The organism is Mumia sp. ZJ1417 (genome assembly GCF_014127285.1).
In the GTDB taxonomy this organism is placed as follows: domain Bacteria; phylum Actinomycetota; class Actinomycetes; order Propionibacteriales; family Nocardioidaceae; genus Mumia.
The window spans coordinates 4,113,672-4,129,359 of record NZ_CP059901.1 but is presented as its reverse complement, the minus strand read 5'-3'; the positions used below and the strand labels follow the sequence as shown (position 1 = coordinate 4,129,359).

Genomic DNA, 15,688 nt, shown 5'->3' with positions numbered 1-15,688 from the left:
GGCACCGTCGCGCGAGCATGGACCGATGAGCACGCAGAGACTGACCGGCCCGCAGATCGCCGACGAGCGGCTCGACGGGTGGGCGAACCTGATCGGCGGCCTCCAGACACGCATCCGTACGCCCGACTTCGCGACGGGCCTGGCGCTCGTCAACGCGATCGGTGCTGCGGCCGAGGAGATGGGCCACCATCCCGACGTCGACCTGCGCTACACCCACGTCGATGTCCGGCTCACGAGTCACGACGCCGGCGGCATCACCGAGCGCGACGTCGGTCTCGCGCGCACGATCAGCGGGCTCGTCGCCGACGCCGCCGCGGGCGCCGACATCATCATGGAGTGTGCGACCGTCTCGCGGCTGGAGCTCGGGCTCGACACCCCTGCGTACGAGGGAGTGCTGCCGTTCTGGCGTGCCGCGCTCGCGATGGAGGATGCGTCGTCGTCGGAGGTGGATGACGAGGTGATCGACCCGTACGGTGCGCTGCCGACGATCTGGTTCCAGCCGTCCGGCGGCGAGGAGCCGAGACAGCGTTGGCACCTCGACGTGTGGGTCGAGCCCTCGCAGGTGCGGCCGAGGATCGACGCCGCGGTTGCCGCCGGTGGCACGCTCGTGAGCGAGGCGGAGGCGCCGAGCTTCTGGGTCCTCGCCGATCCGGAGGGCAACAAGGTCTGCCTCTGCACCTGGCAGGACCGCTGACTCGCGTCTCGCGCCACGGAATCCGTTCGACGGCCCGCCGCTGCGCCCGTACGGTCTGGGCATGCGCACCACAGAGTACGGCGATGTCCGCGTCCTCCTCGTCGACGCCGAGGGGCCGGCAATCTCCAGCGAGCAGGACGCGCTGGATCTCGTGGGCGACGCGTTCGGGTGCGAGGCACAGCTGATCGCGGTGCCGGTCGCACGCCTGTCCCCGGAGTTCTTCCGCCTCCGGTCGGGTCTTCTCGGCGAGGTGACGCAGAAGCTCGTCAACTACCGGCTGCGGCTCGCGGTGGTCGGCGACGTCGCAGGGCACGTCGCGGGGAGCGACGCGTTCCGCGACTTCGTCCGCGAGGCGAACCGTGGGACCCAGACCTGGTTCGTCGCGGACGAGAGCGCGCTCGCGGGTCGGCTCTCGCCCGCCTGAGCGAGCCCGGGCCGGTGCTCGCCAGCGCCTCAGCCCGCGGCCCTTGCCGCCAGCGATAAACAGCAGCGGTGCGCGGTCGTCGTTGTCGTGGTCGACCCACGTCTCCTGGTGCCCGGGTCTCGGGGACGGTGAGGTTCGCGATCACGTCGGGGTTCTCGCGGAGCGCCTCGACCTCGATCTCGAAGCCCGGGTATCCGGGCGTCACGACGCGATAGCCCGTCTCGATGGTGTCGTCTCACCCGAGAATGGCCTGCTGCGGAGCACTTGGCCCGCGCGTTGCAAGAGGGGCTCGGTGCCGCCCCCGCCGACGCCGAGCCCCTCTGTCACAGGCCGCGAACCGATGACGCTCTTAGCAGACCAGAAATCTTGACGACTGACAAGATTTTTGTAGGCATTCGTCCAGAAAAGTACCGGGCTGGCCCTTCTTCCGGCCGTACGATGGACGAGATGGGCATCACCGAGGGTCCGAGGAGTCGACAGCGCGCACGCGCCGAGCGCGCCGCGGTCGACAAGTTCGAGCGCCGCCGGGCCGAGATCGCCGACTCCGCCCTGGTGACGCTCGCGGCGAACGGATACGCCCACACCGGGCTGAGGGACATCGCCCAGAACTCCGACTTCTCGCACGGCGTCGTGCACTACTACTTCAGCGACAAGCTCGACCTGATGCAGCACTGCATCCGCCAGTACAAGCAGGACTGCGTCAAGCAGTACGACGAGATCCTCGAGACGGCGACCACGTCCGTCGAGCTGCGCGACGGCTTCGCCGAGGCGATGGCCGAGACGCTGCGAGACGAGAGCACGCTCCACCGCATGTGGTACGACCTGCGCAACCAGAGCATGTTCACCGCCGAGCTCGTGGGCGTCATCAAGGAGATCGACCTGCTGCTGGAGCAGATGATCTGGCGGGTGGTCGAGCGGTACGCCGAGCTTGCCGACAGCCCGCCGACCATCACCTCGCCGGTGGCGTACGCGCTCTACGACGGGCTCTTCTTGCGCTCGCTGATCGACTTCCTCGCCGGCGACCTCGAAGCGCTCGAGACCCTGCGCCGCGAGTGTGCAGCGCTGCTGGTGCGACTCTGCCCCTAGGCTGGGCGGCGACACCCCTCCGGCGAACAGAGGTCTCATGTCCGACGACGCATCCGCGACGAGGTCGCTCTCCGCGCCACGTACGATCGGGCGCCTCGCGCTCGGTTCGTTCCTTCTCTTCGCCGGCATCAGCCACCTGACGTTCGCGCGTCAGGAGTTCCTCGCGCAGGTGCCGGACTGGGTGCCGCTCGACGGCGACACCGTCGTCCTCGCCTCCGGGTTCGTCGAGATCGGGCTCGGTGGTGCGCTGATCGGTCTGCCCGGCAAGCGCGTCGCCGTCGGCTGGCTCACGGCAGCATTCTTCGTCGCGATCTTCCCCGGCAACATCTCGCAGTACGTGACGCACACCGACGCGTTCGGGCTGAACGACGACCGTGCTCGGGCGATCCGCCTGCTCTTCCAGCCGCTGCTCGTGCTCTGGGCGCTGTGGGCGACCGGCGCATGGCGCGACCGGCGGCGCGACGGCTGAGCACCCTCGCGCCAGCGCGCCACCGGTTGCCGCCACCGGACACCAGGCGCACAGTGAGAGACGACCTGGATCCTCTGGAGGTTCCCCATGCGTCGTCATGCGCTCGTCCTCGTCTCCACGCTCTCCGGCCTGGCTCTCGGCGCCGCCCTGCTCGCGGCACCGGCGCAGGCCCGCCCGGGTCCGCGCCCTCACTTCACGCCGGGCGCTGTCGGCATCGGTGACCCGTACTTCCCGACCGACGGCAACGGCGGGTACGACGCGCAGCACTACGGGCTGGACGTCCGCTACGACCCCGCTACCGACCGCCTCACCGGCACCGCGCGCATCCGTGCACGGGCCACGCAGAACCTGTCGCGGTTCAACCTCGACCTCGATGGTCTGACCGTGAGCGCGGTGAAGGTGAACGGCAGGCGCGCCGGCTGGAGGCACGTCGACGGCGAGCTCACCGTGATCCCGTCGCGCGGACTGCGCAAACGCAGCACCTTCACGACCGAGGTCACCTACGGGGGCGTGCCCGCCACCCTGGAGGACGGGTCGGGCTTCATCCACACGAACGACGGCGCGCTCATCGTCGGTCAGCCGCACGTCGCCGCCACCTGGTATCCGGTCAACGACCACCCGAGCGACAAGGCCTCGTACTCGTTCCGCGTCACCGTGCCGCAGGGCCTCGAGGCTGTCGCGAACGGCGTCCCGCGCGGCCACCGTACGCACAAGGGCTGGACCACGTGGGCGTGGGAGGCGCGCGAGCCGATGGCCTCGTACCTCACGACGGCGACGATGGGTGAGTTCGCGCTCAAGGACTACCGGTACGACGGCATCCGGATGGTCGAGGCGATCGACCCGCAGCTGTACGAGCCGGCGCCGACGCGCACGGGCGACCAGTACGCCATCTCGCAGGTCGCCGGCGAGGCTGCCTCGTACAAGCGCTTGAGCCGCACGGTCGAGGTGCCCGCCGGCGGTGGAGAGCTGGGCTTCTGGGTGGACCGCGACACGGAGACCGACTGGGACTTCGTGTTCGTCGAGGCTCGGACGCCGGGGCAGGACGACTGGACGACGCTGGCGGATCTCGGTGGGGCGACGAGCACGAGCGTCGGCGACGCCTGCCCGTTCTGGCTGAGCCTGCACCCGTTCCTCGGGCACTACCAGAGCGTGCAGCCCGACGACACGTGCGCGCCGACGGGCACGACCGGGACGTGGAACGCGGCGACCGGCAGCTCGGACGGCTACGAGCAGTGGCGCGTCGACCTAGGGGCGTGGGCCGGCGGGTCGGTCGAGGTCGCGATCACCTACGCGAGCGACGACGTCTTCCAGGGGATGGGCGTGTTCGTCGACGACGTCACGACGCCCACCGGTGTCGGGAGCACGTCGTTCGAGGACGACGGCGACACCTTCGACGGCTGGGCGGTCACCGGTGCACCGGCAGGGAGCGAGCCGAACCCGAACGACTGGATCGCGGGCACGCCCGCCGACGGGCCGCCGACACTGGGCGAGAAGGCGGAGGCGAACTTCGCGAAGCACCCGCAGGTCCTCGACTTCCTGCAGGCGAGCTTCGGCCCGTACCCCTTCTCGGCATCGGGCGGTCTCGTCGACGCTCACCCGGGGCTCGGGTTCGCGCTCGAGAACCAGACGCGCCCGATCTATGCGCAGGAGTGGTTCAGCGGCTCCGACGAGACCGCCGAGGGCGTGATTGTGCACGAGCTCGCGCACCAGTGGTACGGCGACAGCCTCGCGCTGTACAGGTGGAGCGACATCTGGCTCAACGAGGGCTTCGCCTCGTATGCGGAGTGGCTGTGGTGGGAGAGCCAGGGTGTCGCGACCGCGCAGGAGATCTTCGACGCGACGTACGGCTCGCACCCGGCCGACGACTCGTTCTGGGACATCGTGATCGGTGACCCCGGGCCGGACGACCTGTTCGCCGGTGCCGTGTACGACCGCGGCGCGATGACGCTGCACCAGCTGCGGGTCACGGTGGGCGACGACGACTTCTTCGCGATCCTGCAGGGGTGGGCGGCACGGAACAAGGGAGGCAACGTGACGATCCCGCAGTTCGTCGCGTACGCCGAGCGGGTGTCGGGGCAGCAGCTCGACGCGCTGTTCGACGCGTGGCTCTTCACGGCGCAACGGCCCGACGTGCCGGCCGCCCTGGCGCGGCGCGCGCCCGTCGACCTGCCGCCGCTGGTCGGGTCGAGCCGGTTGCACCGCCACTGAGCGCGGCGGCGCAGCTCAGAGCCCTTCCCACGGGTAGCCGTGGCGCGTGAACGCCTCGGCCACCTGGCCGCGTCCGGCCTCGACGTCCTGCTCGAAGAGACGCCGGCCGTCGGTGCCGTCGATGACCACCTTCTTGCGGTCGGTGTAGACGGCGGCGACCTGGGCGTGCGCGATCGTGCGTCGGTCGTCGCCGTGCTGGACCACGATCTGCTCATCGCTCACGTCGAGCCGGTAGGCGTCGGCCACGACGACGGCAGCAAGCACGAGACCGACGACCAGGCCGACCGTCGGGCGTGCCACCCACGCCCACGGCTGGTCGAACGAGCCGACCCACTCGAGCGGACCCCTGAACGGGACGAGCGGCACGTCGGCGAGCCACGCCGCGAGCAGCGGGGCGAGGAGGAAGATCGCCAGCCCGGCGCCGCCGAAGACGACAGCGGTGCCGATCTTGTCGTTGCGGGTGTAGCCGAGGGTGGTCGTGGGGGCATCGACGCTCACGCACCCGACCGTACGGAGGCAGGCGCGGTCGCGACATCCGCCATCGGGCTAGCGGCCTGCGACGAAAGTAGGGGGCCGTGCATCTGTCCCGGGTGTCCCGGGCTCCCGCATCGGCGGCGGCAGCTCGGCGAGCCGACCGATCGGGGTGAGCACGATCGCGACGCACGCGAGCGCGTGCACCCCGGCCATCGCGAGCATGGTCGGCCGCGTGCCGACTTCATGCGCGAGGAGGCCTGCGGTCACGCCTGCCAGTGGCATCGCGCCGTAGATGACCACCTGGCTCGTGGTGACGACGCGTCCGATCAGCCGGGCCGGGATGTAGCGCTGCCGCCACGCTCCGCGGATGACGTTGCCGGACACGACGGTGGCCCCGACAAGGACGAGCCCGGTGACGGTGATCCAGACGTGGCGGCTCGACGTCGGGAGTGTGATGAGGAGCGCGGCGGGTCCGCTCAGCAGGAGGAGGCCGGTCGACGCGCGACCGGTGCCGAGCCGGTGGGCGAGCGGGACGGCCACGAGTGCGCCGAGGACACCACCGATGCTGCCGAGCATCATGACGAGCCCGGTGTACGAGGCGTCGATCTCGAGGACGTTCACCAGGTAGATGACGAGCAGCGTGGTGAGGCCTGTGAGTCCGAAGTTGGACACGCTGCCGATGAGCACGAACGGCGCGAGGTAGCGATCGCTCCTGACGACCGTGATCCCCTCGGCGATCTGGGTACGCAGCCGCACGGGCGCGGCCGTCGCGCTGCGCGCAGCCTGGCGGGGCCGTACGCCTCGCATGCACGCCACGGACACCAAGAACCCGGCGACGTCCACGAGCAGACCGGTCGCGGCGGAGACGACCGTGACGAGGAGGCCGCCGATGCCCGGCCCGGCGACCTGGGCCAGCGACTCGGTGCCGAGCAGGCGGGCGTTGGCCCGCTCGAGTCGCTCCGGCGGCACCACCAGCGGCACGATCTTGATGCCGGCCGCGCGTGAGAACACGCTCGCGCTGCCGGTCGTCAGTGCGACCACGAGGAGATGGCCGAGCGTCAGGTGGCCCGCCCAGCCCGCGAGAGGGACGGTGAGGAGCGCCGCGGCGGCGACGAGGTTGGCGACGACGATGACCGCGCGCGGGGGGTGGCCGTCCACGAGAGCACCGGCCACCAGCCCGACGACGACCCACGGAAGCCACGCTGCCGCGGTGAGGAGGCCCATCCACAACGGCCCGGCCTGCAGGTGGACGACGGCGAGCACCGGGATCAGGAACGAGCTCGTCGCGTTTCCGACGAGGCTCGCGCCCTGGCCGAGCCAGAGATAGCCGAATCCCGACCCGTGTGTGCGGCTGTCGTCGGATGGCGTCAACGTGAGCTCCTCAGGGCAGGCCGACATCACCTCGCGAGGAGGTGTGCGCGGCGGAAGGTGGGGCTGGCTAGGGCTGGTGGGGGAACCCTCGGGAGAAGACGAGGATGGGCTCGCGCTCGGCCCCGTCGTCCGGCACCTCCCTCCGGTGCCAGCGCGTCAGGAGGTCGACCATCTCCTCGCCGAGCTCACGCAGCTCGGCAGGTGTCAGTCGCAGCCACGTCTGGGCGACGAAGGCAGCACCGTCCCAGTCGCCGGACGTCTCGGAGTTGGCGAGCCAGGTGCGGGCTGCCTCGGACTGGCGGTCGAGCTCCATGGACTCCGCGACCTTGGCGGCGTCGACGGCGGCGGTGTCCGTCGCGAACTCGTTGCGTGACCACCGAAGCGAGGGCGACACCTTGCGCCACCAGCGCTCTCGGCGGTCCCGAGCCAGCTCGGGCGCCTCCTCCACGAGTCCCGCCTCGTGGAGGACCTTGAGGTGGTGGCTCGCGCTGCCGACCGCCTGTCCGGTGCGCTGCGCCAGCGCGGAGGCCGTCGACGGGCCGTCCACGCTGAGGGCATCGAGCATCCGCGCACGGAAGGGGTTGGCGAGTGCTGACAGCGCCTTGGCGTCGGTGATCGTACGGCGGTAGGCGGCGTCGTCGGGTCCGTGCTCGCGGTCGTCGCTCATGATCGTCACGCTATATACGCAAGGGTGCTTGTGCAAGAGGTCTTGTGCAATGTTTTTTGTGGATCTGGGTTGCCTAGACTCGACGAATGGGGGTTCGTACCGGCATGCAGCGCGGGCGCCGTGGCATCGGCGCGGTGGCGCTGGCGATGGTCCTGCTCGGCGGCTGCGGCGGCGGAGGCGACGACAGTCCGGGTGAGGCGACGCCGGCGCCGCAGACCAGCGGGACGACCTCGGAGGTGAGCCCGTCGGCCCCGGCCACGACGACGCCCAGTGCGACGGCCGCCAGTCCTGAGCCTGGAACCGTGCCGCCCGCGTGGCTCGGCACCCGAGAGCTGCCTCGTACGGAGGCCGGCTTCGGCGAGGTGCAGCCGACGCCGCCCGAGCTGCGCAACCGGCGGTTCACCCTGCCTGACTCCCTGCCGCAGCTGCCGGGCGACGGCTTCGCGAGCCAGATCACGGATCCCGCCCCTGCGCGTGTCATCGCCCGGTCGACCTGGAAGCGCGGCTGTCCGGTCGGACGGCGAGACCTGGCCTGGGTGAGAGTGGCGTTCTGGGGCTTCGACGACGCTCGCCACACCGGCGAGCTGCTCGTGAACGGCCGCGTCGCCAAGGACGTGGTGGAGGCCTTCCGGCGCATGTACGAGGCACGCTTCCCGATCGAGGAGATGCGCATCACCCGCGCCGCCGAGATGGACGCGCCGCCGACCGGCGACGGCAACAACACGGGCGCGTTCGCGTGCCGGCCCACGCGTGGGGCCACCACCTTCTCGGAGCACGCGTACGGGCTGGCGATCGACATCAACCCGTTCCAGAACCCGTACGTGAAGGGTGACGTCGTGCTGCCCGAGCTCGCGTCCGCCTATCTCGATCGCAAGGACGTCCGGCCGGGGATGATCATCGCCGGCGGCCCCGTCGTCGGCGCCTTCGACGCGATCGGGTGGGGCTGGGGCGGCGAGTGGCGCATGCTGAAGGACTACCAGCACTTCAGCGAGAGCGGGCGTTGATCCGCGCCACGCTCATCCCCAGGCGTGGCTCGTCCACCGCTGCGTCATGGGTCCACGCCGCTGTCGGCGGGAGCCCCTAGCGTCTTAGGTGTGTTCGAGTCCGATGCAGTGCAGGCGCTCAGCGAGGCGGTCGACGCGTTGTGCGTGCAGCCGTTGGCACTGGCCGACGGCACGCAGACCCGCGCGCTGCTGCGGGCGTTGCAGGCGGGCATCGACCGGCTGGAGGGGCTGAAGGCCGCCGCGTTGGACCAGCTGGACGAGACCGGTGGAGGTGCTGAGGAGGGGGCCTCGTCGGCGTTGGGGTGGGCGCGGCGCGAGCTGCGGATGGGTGATGCGGAGATCAAGCGGCGGCGCACGGCGGGTCGTTCGATGCGGCTGATCCCCGAGCTTGGCGAGGCTGTGCGCGGGGGCGAGGTGCGTCTGGACCACGCGTACGAGTTCTCCGCGGGCCTCGCCACTCTCGGTATCGAGAAGATGCGTGAGGCGAGTGCGCAGATCCTCCTGCCGCTGGCGCGGGTTGCGGGTGCCGCGGACGTGCGCATGGCGATCCGGCGGATCGACGAGCTGGCCCGTCCCGAGCGGTTGGACGAGGCCTACAAGCGCGGCATGGAGCGGCGCGACCTGTCGGTGACGCGCTGCGGCGACGGGTTCCACGTGGCGGGGTTCTTCGACCTGGTCAACGGCGCCAAGCTCGCGACGTGGCTGGGTGCCGCGTCGGCGCCGCGGGGCGCCGACGACGTGCGTACTCCGGCGCAGCGACGCCTCGACGCGTTCGGTGAGCTGATCGACGCGACGTTGGCGCACGGGATGCCGTCGGACCGCGGTGTGCGCCCGCAGCTGCACCTGATGGCTGATGCGACGTGGCTTGCCGGGCAGGGTGGGGAGCCGCCACGGTTGGTCGGGTTCGGGTCGATCGGGCCTCAGCTGTTCGCGCAGCTGGCCTGTGGCGCCGACGTGACCCCGATCCTGGTCGACGGAGTGACGGGCGGGCCGACGCCTCAGGCTGACGTCCTCAACGTCGGGCGCACCCAGCGGTTGGCGACGACCCGGCAGCGCACCGCGGTGATCGCCCGTCAGGAGGGGATCTGCGCGGCGCCGGGGTGTCGGCACCGGATCGCTGAGATCCACCACGCCACGTGGTGGTCACGCGGCGGCCGTACTGATCTGGACGAGCTCGTCGGGTTGTGCGGACGTTGCCACCACGCGGTCCACTCCGGCAGGTTGCACGTCGAGCCCGACGGGCGGCGCGGGTTCGTGTTCCGTCGCGGCGCCGGCGCGGCCGGGCGGGCGATCGAGGACCACGACCGGGTCCAGCACACCCGCATCAGCGCCTACCTGCACCCGTTCGAGCACCCGCTGGCGCGCACGGCACCGCTGACACGACAAGACGGCACGCGCCGTCGCCACCTCCTCGACCCTCGGACGTGACGAGGCCGGAGCGGAGCACCACCACACTCACTCACAGGGGCACGCGAACGTCAGAGCCGCCCTCGTGGGTGAGGCGTTGCGCCATCTGGACGATGGCTGCTGTCGTCGTGAACCCGCCGGCGAACAGCGCCTGCCCTTGGACGAACGTGCCCGAGCGCGTCAGCAGCTCGTGCGGGGCGTAGCCGAAGTACTGGCCGAGCTCTTCGAGGTCACGCGGGGAGGTCATCTTCATGAGGGCGAGGTTGTCGCACTGCGAGAGCGCGTTCGGATGGATCTTTGAAGGACGTTGGGTGGACAGCAGCAACCACAGGCCATACTTGCGTCCCTCGGCCGCGATCTGGACGATGCGCTCGGTCAGTGCGACCTCGACGGGGAGCAGAGGGTCGGCCGGGCAGAGGTTGTGGGCCTCGTCGATCACGATGAGCAACGGTCGCCGGCTCTCGCGGGTCGCCCACAGGTGGTCGAGGATCGCGAGCGAGGCGACCTTCGACTCGTCGGGCGTCTTGAAGCCCCCGAGATCGAGCACGGCCGCACGCGGGCGCTCGTCGATCACGGCCTGAGTCGATCCGCCTCCCCACGCCCACACGTCCCAATCGAGGACACCGAGGTTCTCCAGACGCATGAGGAGCTTGCGAAGGCCGGGGTCCGTCGAGTCCCTGAGTCGACGCAGGAAGGTCGTACGGTCGAACGTCGTCGGCCCGAACTGCGACTCGAGATGAAGGAGAACGTTGTACTCCTCGGCGTCCTTCAGCGGGTCGAGCCGGAGGATCGCAGCGCGAGAGCGCAGGCTCAGGTCGACGAACTTCACGCAGAGCCGCTCGTCCCCGTTCGCGCTCGGGCGGAACACCCTCGGGCGGACCGCCGTGAGCCTCTGCGCCACGTCGCCGTCCACGTCGTCGCGCACCTCACCGAGACGCACGAAGTCGGCGTTCGGGTCCATCACGAGCAGCGGGAGCTGGGTCTGCAGGAGGAGCTGTTCGAGGACGACCCCGAGTGCGTACGTCTTGCCTGAGCCGCTCTGTCCACACCAGAACGTGTGCCGGTTGAACCGCATCGGGTCGAGTGTTGCAGGGGCGCCGGCCACGGAGTCGACGAGGGAGCCGATTGGCAGCTGGTTGTCCATGCGCCGACCGTAGTGGCGGAGAAGGTCGTCCGCCCGGGAGATGTGAGCCCTTGTCGGTGGGCCGTCGTACGGTGGCGACTCGACCGGCGGGGTGCCCGCCCGAAGGGAGCACGCATGGGACCGAAGCGACCGACGACGCGAGCGCCTCAGCTCGACACGCTCGCCGTGGATGCTCTCGTCGAGGGCAGCGTCGACGACCTCGTCGCCTCGGCCAACCTCGACGGGCTCGCCTTCGTTGGCCTCACGCTCGACTCCGCCAACCTCTCGGGCGCCCAGGTGCGGGAGTCGCTGCTCGAGCGCGTCAACGTCGCGGTGCTACGCGCACCGCGTGCGACGCTGCGCGACGTACGGATCGAGGGCGGAAGGATCGGGTCGGCCGACCTCTACGACGGCGTCTGGGAGTCCGTACGGGTGAGCGGCTGCAAACTGTCGTTCGTCAACCTTCGAGGGGCGCAGCTGCGCGACGTCGTCTTCACCGACTGCGTCATCGACGAGCTCGACCTGGTGCAGGCGACCGCCGTGCGGGTGAGCTTTGCCGGGTGCACGATCGCGCGGCTCGACGTGCAGCACACGAAGTCCACCCACGTCGACCTGCGCGGTGCCGAGCTGCGCGAGATCGTCGGAGTCTCCTCGTTGCGCGGCGTCACCATCACCCCGCTGCAGCTCTCGCTCCTCGCGCCGCTGCTCGCCGACTCGCTCGGGATCACCGTCGAGGACTGAGCTCCGGTCAGCGACCGTCGCGCGGGCCGAAGGCGGCGATCGCCTCGGCATCGCCGTTGCGCGAGCGGACATACTCGTCGGCCCACGCGGCCCGCTCCGGGTAGGTCGAGAGCCGCACGATCTCCGCAACCACCGCGTCGACATCAACGGCGGTGTGACGCAGGGCGACCTGCCCGTCACGCATCAGCGCCCATGCGCCGCCGACGCGCCCGTACGGCATGCCGATGCTTCCCGGGTTGACGACGAGGCGCCGGTCCACGAGCCGGACGAAGGGCATGTGGGTGTGCCCGCACACGACTGTGCGTACCTCGTCGGGAAGGTCGGCGAAGACCTCCGCCCAGCGCGCCATCCGCGTGTCGACGAGCACCACCTCGTCGTCGTCGCGCGGCGTCCCGTGGCAGAAGACGACGGGGCCGAATCCCGCGACGTCGAGCGTGACGGGGTGCGGCATCGCGTCCAGCAGCTCCACCTGGTCCGGGCGCAGCTGACGACCTGCCCACTGCGACTCGGGGTGCGACGAGGTGCCGCCGCGTGCGACCTCCACCAGCTCGCGATCGGCGTTGCCTCGTACGAGGATGCAGCGCTCACCGAGCGACGTGAGCCGGTCGAGGACGTCGACCGGCATCGGTCCTGCCGCGTGGTCTCCCGTGACGACGATCCGGTCCGCCGTCGCCACCTCGGGCTCGGCCAGCACTGCGTCGAGCACGGGGAGGACACCGTGGACGTCGGAGAGCACCGCGACGGACGTGACCATCTCGTGACCGTACCGCTAGTCTCGCCGGGTGATCGCACCGTACGGACGCCCCCGCCGCCCGACCGCCGCGACCCCGAAGAGCGCCGTCCTTGCTCTCGTCGGCGTGCTCGTGGCGGCGACCGCGATGCTCTTCGCGGCGGCGCCGTCCGCTTCGGCCGCACCGGCCGACACGATCGCCAGCCTCGCCAACGACGCCCGCGCCGCGCAGGGCGCGAGCCCGCTCGCCCGCAACGCCGCGCTCGACGCCGTGGCCCGCGGGTGGGCGCACCAGATGGCGTCCAACGGGAGCCTGTCGCACAACCCCGACGTCGCTGACGAGATCCCCAGCGGGTGGCGCCGAGTCGGTGAGAACGTCGCGCAGGGCTATCGCACCGCCGCCCAGATGCACTCCGGTTGGATGAACTCGTCCGGTCACCGTGCCAACATCCTCGGCGACTACACCGACATCGGGGTGGCGTTCATCGAGTCGGGTGGCACGACATGGGGCGTCCAGGTGTTCGCGAACTATCCGGACGGGTCGGGGGCGCGTCCGGCTCCGCCGACTCCGTCGGCGACAACGACCGCGACGTCTCGTCCAAAACCCACGGCGACGGCGACCACGCGGAAGCCGGCGAGCGCGCCGCGTCCGCCCAAGGCGACGCCCACCCGGACCCCGTCACCGACCGCGACGAAGACGACGCCGACACCGACGCCCACCCCGAGCCCGACCCCCAGTGTGACGGCCTCACAGGCGGCGGCGCCTGGCACGCCGTCGTCCGGTCCGGGGCAGGACCCGACACGCGAGGTCGTGGCCGACGCCCCCGCCGGAAGGGCGATCGATCCCGTGGTCCTCACGGTGGTGGGTCTTGCCGCGCTGCTGGCGGCGATCGCCGCGCTGGTCGCCTGGCGCCGGCACGCCGTTGCCAGGGATGCGCGTCACCGCGGCTGAGTCCTACTCCGGCACCACCGTGAGGACGAGATCGCGCACGAGGGCCTGGAGCGCGGTGTCGTCGACGCCGATGACTCCGGGCAAGGTCAGGTGCTCGAGGAGCAGTCCGCTCATCGCGAGGTAGAGGAGGAGCGCCGTCGTCGCGCCTCCAGGGAAGCCTCCCTCGACGTGGGCGGCAGTGATCTCGTCGAGGTTGGCGCGGTAGCGCGCGGTGAACGCCTCCTGCAGCTCCGGCCGACGGGCCGCCTCGAGCCGGAGCTCGAACATCGCGAGGTAGCCCGCGCGGTCGGCGCGCGCCCGCTCGACGATGTCCTGCATGAGCACGACCTCGAGCTCGCGTGACGGCGGCTCGGCCAGGCGCGCGGCGGCCTCCTCGGGGTCGGGCGCGAGCCGGACGAACACGTAGTCGCTGAGGTCGCGCAGCAGCGCGTCGCGGTTGGCGAAGTAGTTCGACGTGGTCCCCGTGGGGACTCCGGCCTCCTCGTCGACGGCGCGGAAGGTGAGGCCGCGGGCGCCGAGGCGGGCGATCACCTCGATGCCGGCGTCGAGCAGGGCCGTACGGCGTCCGGGGTTGCTGACCATGGGGAGCATCCTCCCGTGTTCGCACGCAGATAACAACTACGCTTGACGTACTTCATCTGTCGTGGTTGAGTCGGCGGCATGCGAGAACTGACCTACTACATCGCCCTGACCCTCGACGGATTCATCGCCGGACCCGACGACCAGGTCGACTTCTATCCGGTCTCGGAGGACCACACCCAGCACATGAACGCCACCTATCCCGAGGTGCTCCCCACCCACATCCGCCAGGCCATCGGCGCTGACGACGCGCCGAACCGCCTGTTCGACACGGTCGTCATGGGGCGCCGGACGTACGACCCGGCGCTGGAGCTCGGCATCACCGACCCGTACGCGCACCTTCGTACGGTCGTCTTCAGCCGGACGCTCACCGAGTCGCCGGATCCGAAGGTGGAGGTGACGGCCGCAGACCCCGTGGCGCGCGTGCGCGAGCTCAAGGCGGAGGAGTCGCCGTACGGGATCTATCTGGCCGGTGGCGGCGCGCTCGCGGGCGCGCTGCTGGACGAGATCGACCGGCTGGTCGTGAAGAAGTACCCGGTCGTCGCCGGCGCCGGCATCTCGGCGTTCACGACGGACTTCCGCCCGACGCAGCTCGCGCTCGAGGAGGTGAGCACGTTCGACAACGGCTGCGCCGTCCTCACCTACGCGCGGGCGTGAGCGCGTCGGCGCGCAGCAGGTCGACGAGGGTGTCGACGTCGTACGTCGCGAAAGCCGCGACGTACTGCTCGAGCAGCACCGCGTCCCTTGGATCGAGCAGAGCGTACGGGGCGGGCGGCGTGTCGACGTCGACCTCCCGCAGTGTCCGTCGGGCTCGCTGCAACGCGCTGTTGACCGACGCGACCGTGGTGGCGAGGAGCGCCGCCACCTCCGCCGCCCGCCAGCGCAGCACGTCGCGAAGCACGAGCACCGCCCTCTGGCGCGGTGGGAGGTGACGGACGGCGGTGGTGAACGCGTCCCGTACGGCCTGGTGCTCCGCCGCGACCTCGGCCGGGTCGGGCGCGGGGAGGACGTCGACGATGGTGAACGCCGCCCCCTCCGTCGTGCCGAGGTCCGCTGGTCGCGGGAGGCGCGCACGGGACCCCAGGGAGTCATGGCACACGTTCGTCGCGATGCGGTAGAGCCACGACCGCACCGACGCACGTCCCTGGAACGTCCTTCGACCGCGCCAGGCCCGGATCATCGTCTCTTGGACCGCATCGTCGGCGTCGGACACTGATCCGAGCCGCCACGCGCAGTAGCCCAACAGGTCGGACCGATAGCGCTCCAGGTCGGCCGTCGCCACCGGCGCGACGGGCGTGATCATCACCGCCGCGCTCACCGTGCCGGCTCCGTGTCGAACACGACGGCGAGCGCGGTGGCGCGCTCGGTGCTGAGGAACTCCTGGTCGATCTGCGGTGAGGCGTGGATGCACAGCATGCGCAGGGTCTGAGGTCCGACCGCGCGGAACGCGTGCGGGGTGTGCGGGCCGACGACGACGACGTCACCGGCCTCGCCGTGCGTCTCTCCGTCGGCGGTGCGGATGTGCGCGACGCCTGCGAGGACGACCCACGTCTCGGAGTACGGGTGGACGTGGGCGTCGGGCCCCGTCCCGGGCGCGTTGTCGACGTGGAAGAACGAGATGCCTGACCCGTACGCCTCGCCCTCGAACCGCGTCGTACGGCTTCCGGGGAGTCGCAGGTCGGCTTCCTTTGCGACGATCAGCATGGGGTGCTCCTTCGTACGTCCGTTGTTCTGGTGACTCGATCGTCGGCCGGGAGAC

General features: G+C 70.8%; 18 protein-coding genes. 10 read left to right on the top strand and 8 right to left on the bottom strand.

Annotated elements, in window-relative coordinates; genetic code table 11:
• Window positions 1-25 precede the first annotated feature (25 nt).
• From H4N58_RS19970 to H4N58_RS19950, 5 genes are all read left to right on the top strand, one after another.
• A complete protein-coding gene (locus H4N58_RS19970) occupies window positions 26-694 on the top strand; it encodes a 4a-hydroxytetrahydrobiopterin dehydratase (RefSeq protein ID WP_167249661.1) in 669 nt (222 codons plus the stop codon).
• Between the two features lie 61 nt (window positions 695-755).
• On the top strand, window positions 756-1,118 hold the full coding sequence (locus tag H4N58_RS19965) for a DUF4180 domain-containing protein (RefSeq protein WP_167000637.1): 363 nt from the start codon (window positions 756-758) through the stop codon (window positions 1,116-1,118).
• A 447-nt stretch (window positions 1,119-1,565) separates the two neighbouring features.
• A complete protein-coding gene (locus H4N58_RS19960; RefSeq protein ID WP_167249663.1) occupies window positions 1,566-2,204 on the top strand; it encodes a TetR/AcrR family transcriptional regulator in 639 nt (212 codons plus the stop codon).
• Between the two features lie 37 nt (window positions 2,205-2,241).
• A complete protein-coding gene (locus tag H4N58_RS19955) occupies window positions 2,242-2,673 on the top strand; it encodes a hypothetical protein (RefSeq protein WP_167000635.1) in 432 nt (143 codons plus the stop codon).
• 87 nt (window positions 2,674-2,760) lie between these two features.
• Window positions 2,761-4,881 (top strand): M1 family metallopeptidase, encoded by a 2,121-nt coding sequence (locus H4N58_RS19950; RefSeq protein WP_167000634.1) that lies wholly within the window; start codon window positions 2,761-2,763, stop codon window positions 4,879-4,881.
• A gap of 15 nt (window positions 4,882-4,896) precedes the next feature.
• Here the strand turns inward: H4N58_RS19950 and H4N58_RS19945 are convergent, their stop codons facing one another.
• The 3 genes from H4N58_RS19945 to H4N58_RS19935 all read right to left on the bottom strand — a co-directional run bounded on the left by H4N58_RS19945 (window position 4,897) and on the right by H4N58_RS19935 (window position 7,393).
• A complete protein-coding gene (locus tag H4N58_RS19945) occupies window positions 4,897-5,379 on the bottom strand; it encodes a hypothetical protein (RefSeq protein ID WP_167249665.1) in 483 nt (160 codons plus the stop codon).
• 48 nt (window positions 5,380-5,427) lie between these two features.
• Window positions 5,428-6,726, bottom strand: coding sequence for an MFS transporter (locus H4N58_RS19940; protein ID WP_167249667.1), 1,299 nt, complete (start codon window positions 6,724-6,726; stop codon window positions 5,428-5,430).
• Between the two features lie 67 nt (window positions 6,727-6,793).
• Complete coding sequence (locus H4N58_RS19935; protein WP_167249671.1) at window positions 6,794-7,393, bottom strand: helix-turn-helix transcriptional regulator; 600 nt, start codon at window positions 7,391-7,393, stop codon at window positions 6,794-6,796.
• An 86-nt stretch (window positions 7,394-7,479) separates the two neighbouring features.
• Between H4N58_RS19935 and H4N58_RS19930 the strand changes: the two genes are divergently transcribed.
• Both H4N58_RS19930 and H4N58_RS19925 read left to right on the top strand, forming a co-directional pair.
• Entirely contained in the window at window positions 7,480-8,397 is a 918-nt protein-coding gene (locus H4N58_RS19930; protein ID WP_243842828.1) for a M15 family metallopeptidase, read from the top strand.
• 90 nt (window positions 8,398-8,487) lie between these two features.
• Window positions 8,488-9,825 (top strand): HNH endonuclease signature motif containing protein, encoded by a 1,338-nt coding sequence (locus H4N58_RS19925; RefSeq protein WP_167249673.1) that lies wholly within the window; start codon window positions 8,488-8,490, stop codon window positions 9,823-9,825.
• 31 nt (window positions 9,826-9,856) lie between these two features.
• On the opposite strand, the gene H4N58_RS19920 is transcribed toward H4N58_RS19925, so the two are convergent.
• Window positions 9,857-10,948, bottom strand: a complete 1,092-nt coding sequence (locus H4N58_RS19920; RefSeq protein WP_167249675.1) for an ATP-binding protein — start codon at window positions 10,946-10,948, stop codon at window positions 9,857-9,859.
• A gap of 114 nt (window positions 10,949-11,062) precedes the next feature.
• Between H4N58_RS19920 and H4N58_RS19915 the strand changes: the two genes are divergently transcribed.
• On the top strand, window positions 11,063-11,668 hold the full coding sequence (locus tag H4N58_RS19915; protein ID WP_167000623.1) for a pentapeptide repeat-containing protein: 606 nt from the start codon (window positions 11,063-11,065) through the stop codon (window positions 11,666-11,668).
• A gap of 7 nt (window positions 11,669-11,675) precedes the next feature.
• Here H4N58_RS19915 and H4N58_RS19910 read toward each other — a convergent pair whose 3' ends face one another.
• Entirely contained in the window at window positions 11,676-12,422 is a 747-nt protein-coding gene (locus H4N58_RS19910) for a metallophosphoesterase (RefSeq protein WP_167249677.1), read from the bottom strand.
• A 28-nt stretch (window positions 12,423-12,450) separates the two neighbouring features.
• Here H4N58_RS19910 and H4N58_RS19905 point away from each other — a divergent pair, with 28 nt between their 5' ends.
• Window positions 12,451-13,350: a CAP domain-containing protein gene (locus tag H4N58_RS19905; protein ID WP_167249679.1), complete on the top strand. Its 900-nt coding sequence runs from the start codon at window positions 12,451-12,453 to the stop codon at window positions 13,348-13,350.
• A gap of 3 nt (window positions 13,351-13,353) precedes the next feature.
• Here H4N58_RS19905 and H4N58_RS19900 read toward each other — a convergent pair whose 3' ends face one another.
• Entirely contained in the window at window positions 13,354-13,932 is a 579-nt protein-coding gene (locus tag H4N58_RS19900; RefSeq protein ID WP_167000617.1) for a TetR/AcrR family transcriptional regulator, read from the bottom strand.
• A 78-nt stretch (window positions 13,933-14,010) separates the two neighbouring features.
• Here H4N58_RS19900 and H4N58_RS19895 point away from each other — a divergent pair, with 78 nt between their 5' ends.
• Complete coding sequence (locus H4N58_RS19895; protein WP_167000615.1) at window positions 14,011-14,586, top strand: dihydrofolate reductase family protein; 576 nt, start codon at window positions 14,011-14,013, stop codon at window positions 14,584-14,586.
• On the opposite strand, the gene H4N58_RS19890 is transcribed toward H4N58_RS19895, so the two are convergent.
• Entirely contained in the window at window positions 14,567-15,247 is a 681-nt protein-coding gene (locus H4N58_RS19890; RefSeq protein ID WP_208322856.1) for a sigma-70 family RNA polymerase sigma factor, read from the bottom strand. The two genes, H4N58_RS19895 and H4N58_RS19890, sit on opposite strands and share 20 nt — an antisense overlap.
• Window positions 15,244-15,633, bottom strand: coding sequence for a cupin domain-containing protein (locus H4N58_RS19885; protein WP_167249681.1), 390 nt, complete (start codon window positions 15,631-15,633; stop codon window positions 15,244-15,246). The genes H4N58_RS19890 and H4N58_RS19885 overlap by 4 nt, the downstream gene beginning before the upstream one ends.
• Window positions 15,634-15,688 lie beyond the last annotated feature (55 nt).

Excerpts from the sequence above, each read along its gene's own strand:
- H4N58_RS19900 (WP_167000617.1), bottom strand. The coding sequence starts at position 13,932 with ATGGTCAGCAACCCCGGACGCCGTACGGCCCTGCTCGACGCCGGCATC.
- H4N58_RS19955 (WP_167000635.1), top strand. The coding sequence starts at position 2,242 with ATGTCCGACGACGCATCCGCGACGAGGTCGCTCTCCGCGCCACGTACG.
- H4N58_RS19965 (WP_167000637.1), top strand. The coding sequence starts at position 756 with ATGCGCACCACAGAGTACGGCGATGTCCGCGTCCTCCTCGTCGACGCC.
- H4N58_RS19950 (WP_167000634.1), top strand. The coding sequence starts at position 2,761 with ATGCGTCGTCATGCGCTCGTCCTCGTCTCCACGCTCTCCGGCCTGGCT.
- H4N58_RS19885 (WP_167249681.1), bottom strand. The coding sequence starts at position 15,633 with ATGCTGATCGTCGCAAAGGAAGCCGACCTGCGACTCCCCGGAAGCCGT.
- H4N58_RS19960 (WP_167249663.1), top strand. The coding sequence starts at position 1,566 with ATGGGCATCACCGAGGGTCCGAGGAGTCGACAGCGCGCACGCGCCGAG.
- H4N58_RS19935 (WP_167249671.1), bottom strand. The coding sequence starts at position 7,393 with ATGAGCGACGACCGCGAGCACGGACCCGACGACGCCGCCTACCGCCGT.
- H4N58_RS19910 (WP_167249677.1), bottom strand. The coding sequence starts at position 12,422 with ATGGTCACGTCCGTCGCGGTGCTCTCCGACGTCCACGGTGTCCTCCCC.
- H4N58_RS19915 (WP_167000623.1), top strand. The coding sequence starts at position 11,063 with ATGGGACCGAAGCGACCGACGACGCGAGCGCCTCAGCTCGACACGCTC.
- H4N58_RS19895 (WP_167000615.1), top strand. The coding sequence starts at position 14,011 with ATGCGAGAACTGACCTACTACATCGCCCTGACCCTCGACGGATTCATC.
- H4N58_RS19930 (WP_243842828.1), top strand. The coding sequence starts at position 7,480 with ATGGGGGTTCGTACCGGCATGCAGCGCGGGCGCCGTGGCATCGGCGCG.
- H4N58_RS19970 (WP_167249661.1), top strand. The coding sequence starts at position 26 with ATGAGCACGCAGAGACTGACCGGCCCGCAGATCGCCGACGAGCGGCTC.
- H4N58_RS19920 (WP_167249675.1), bottom strand. The coding sequence starts at position 10,948 with ATGGACAACCAGCTGCCAATCGGCTCCCTCGTCGACTCCGTGGCCGGC.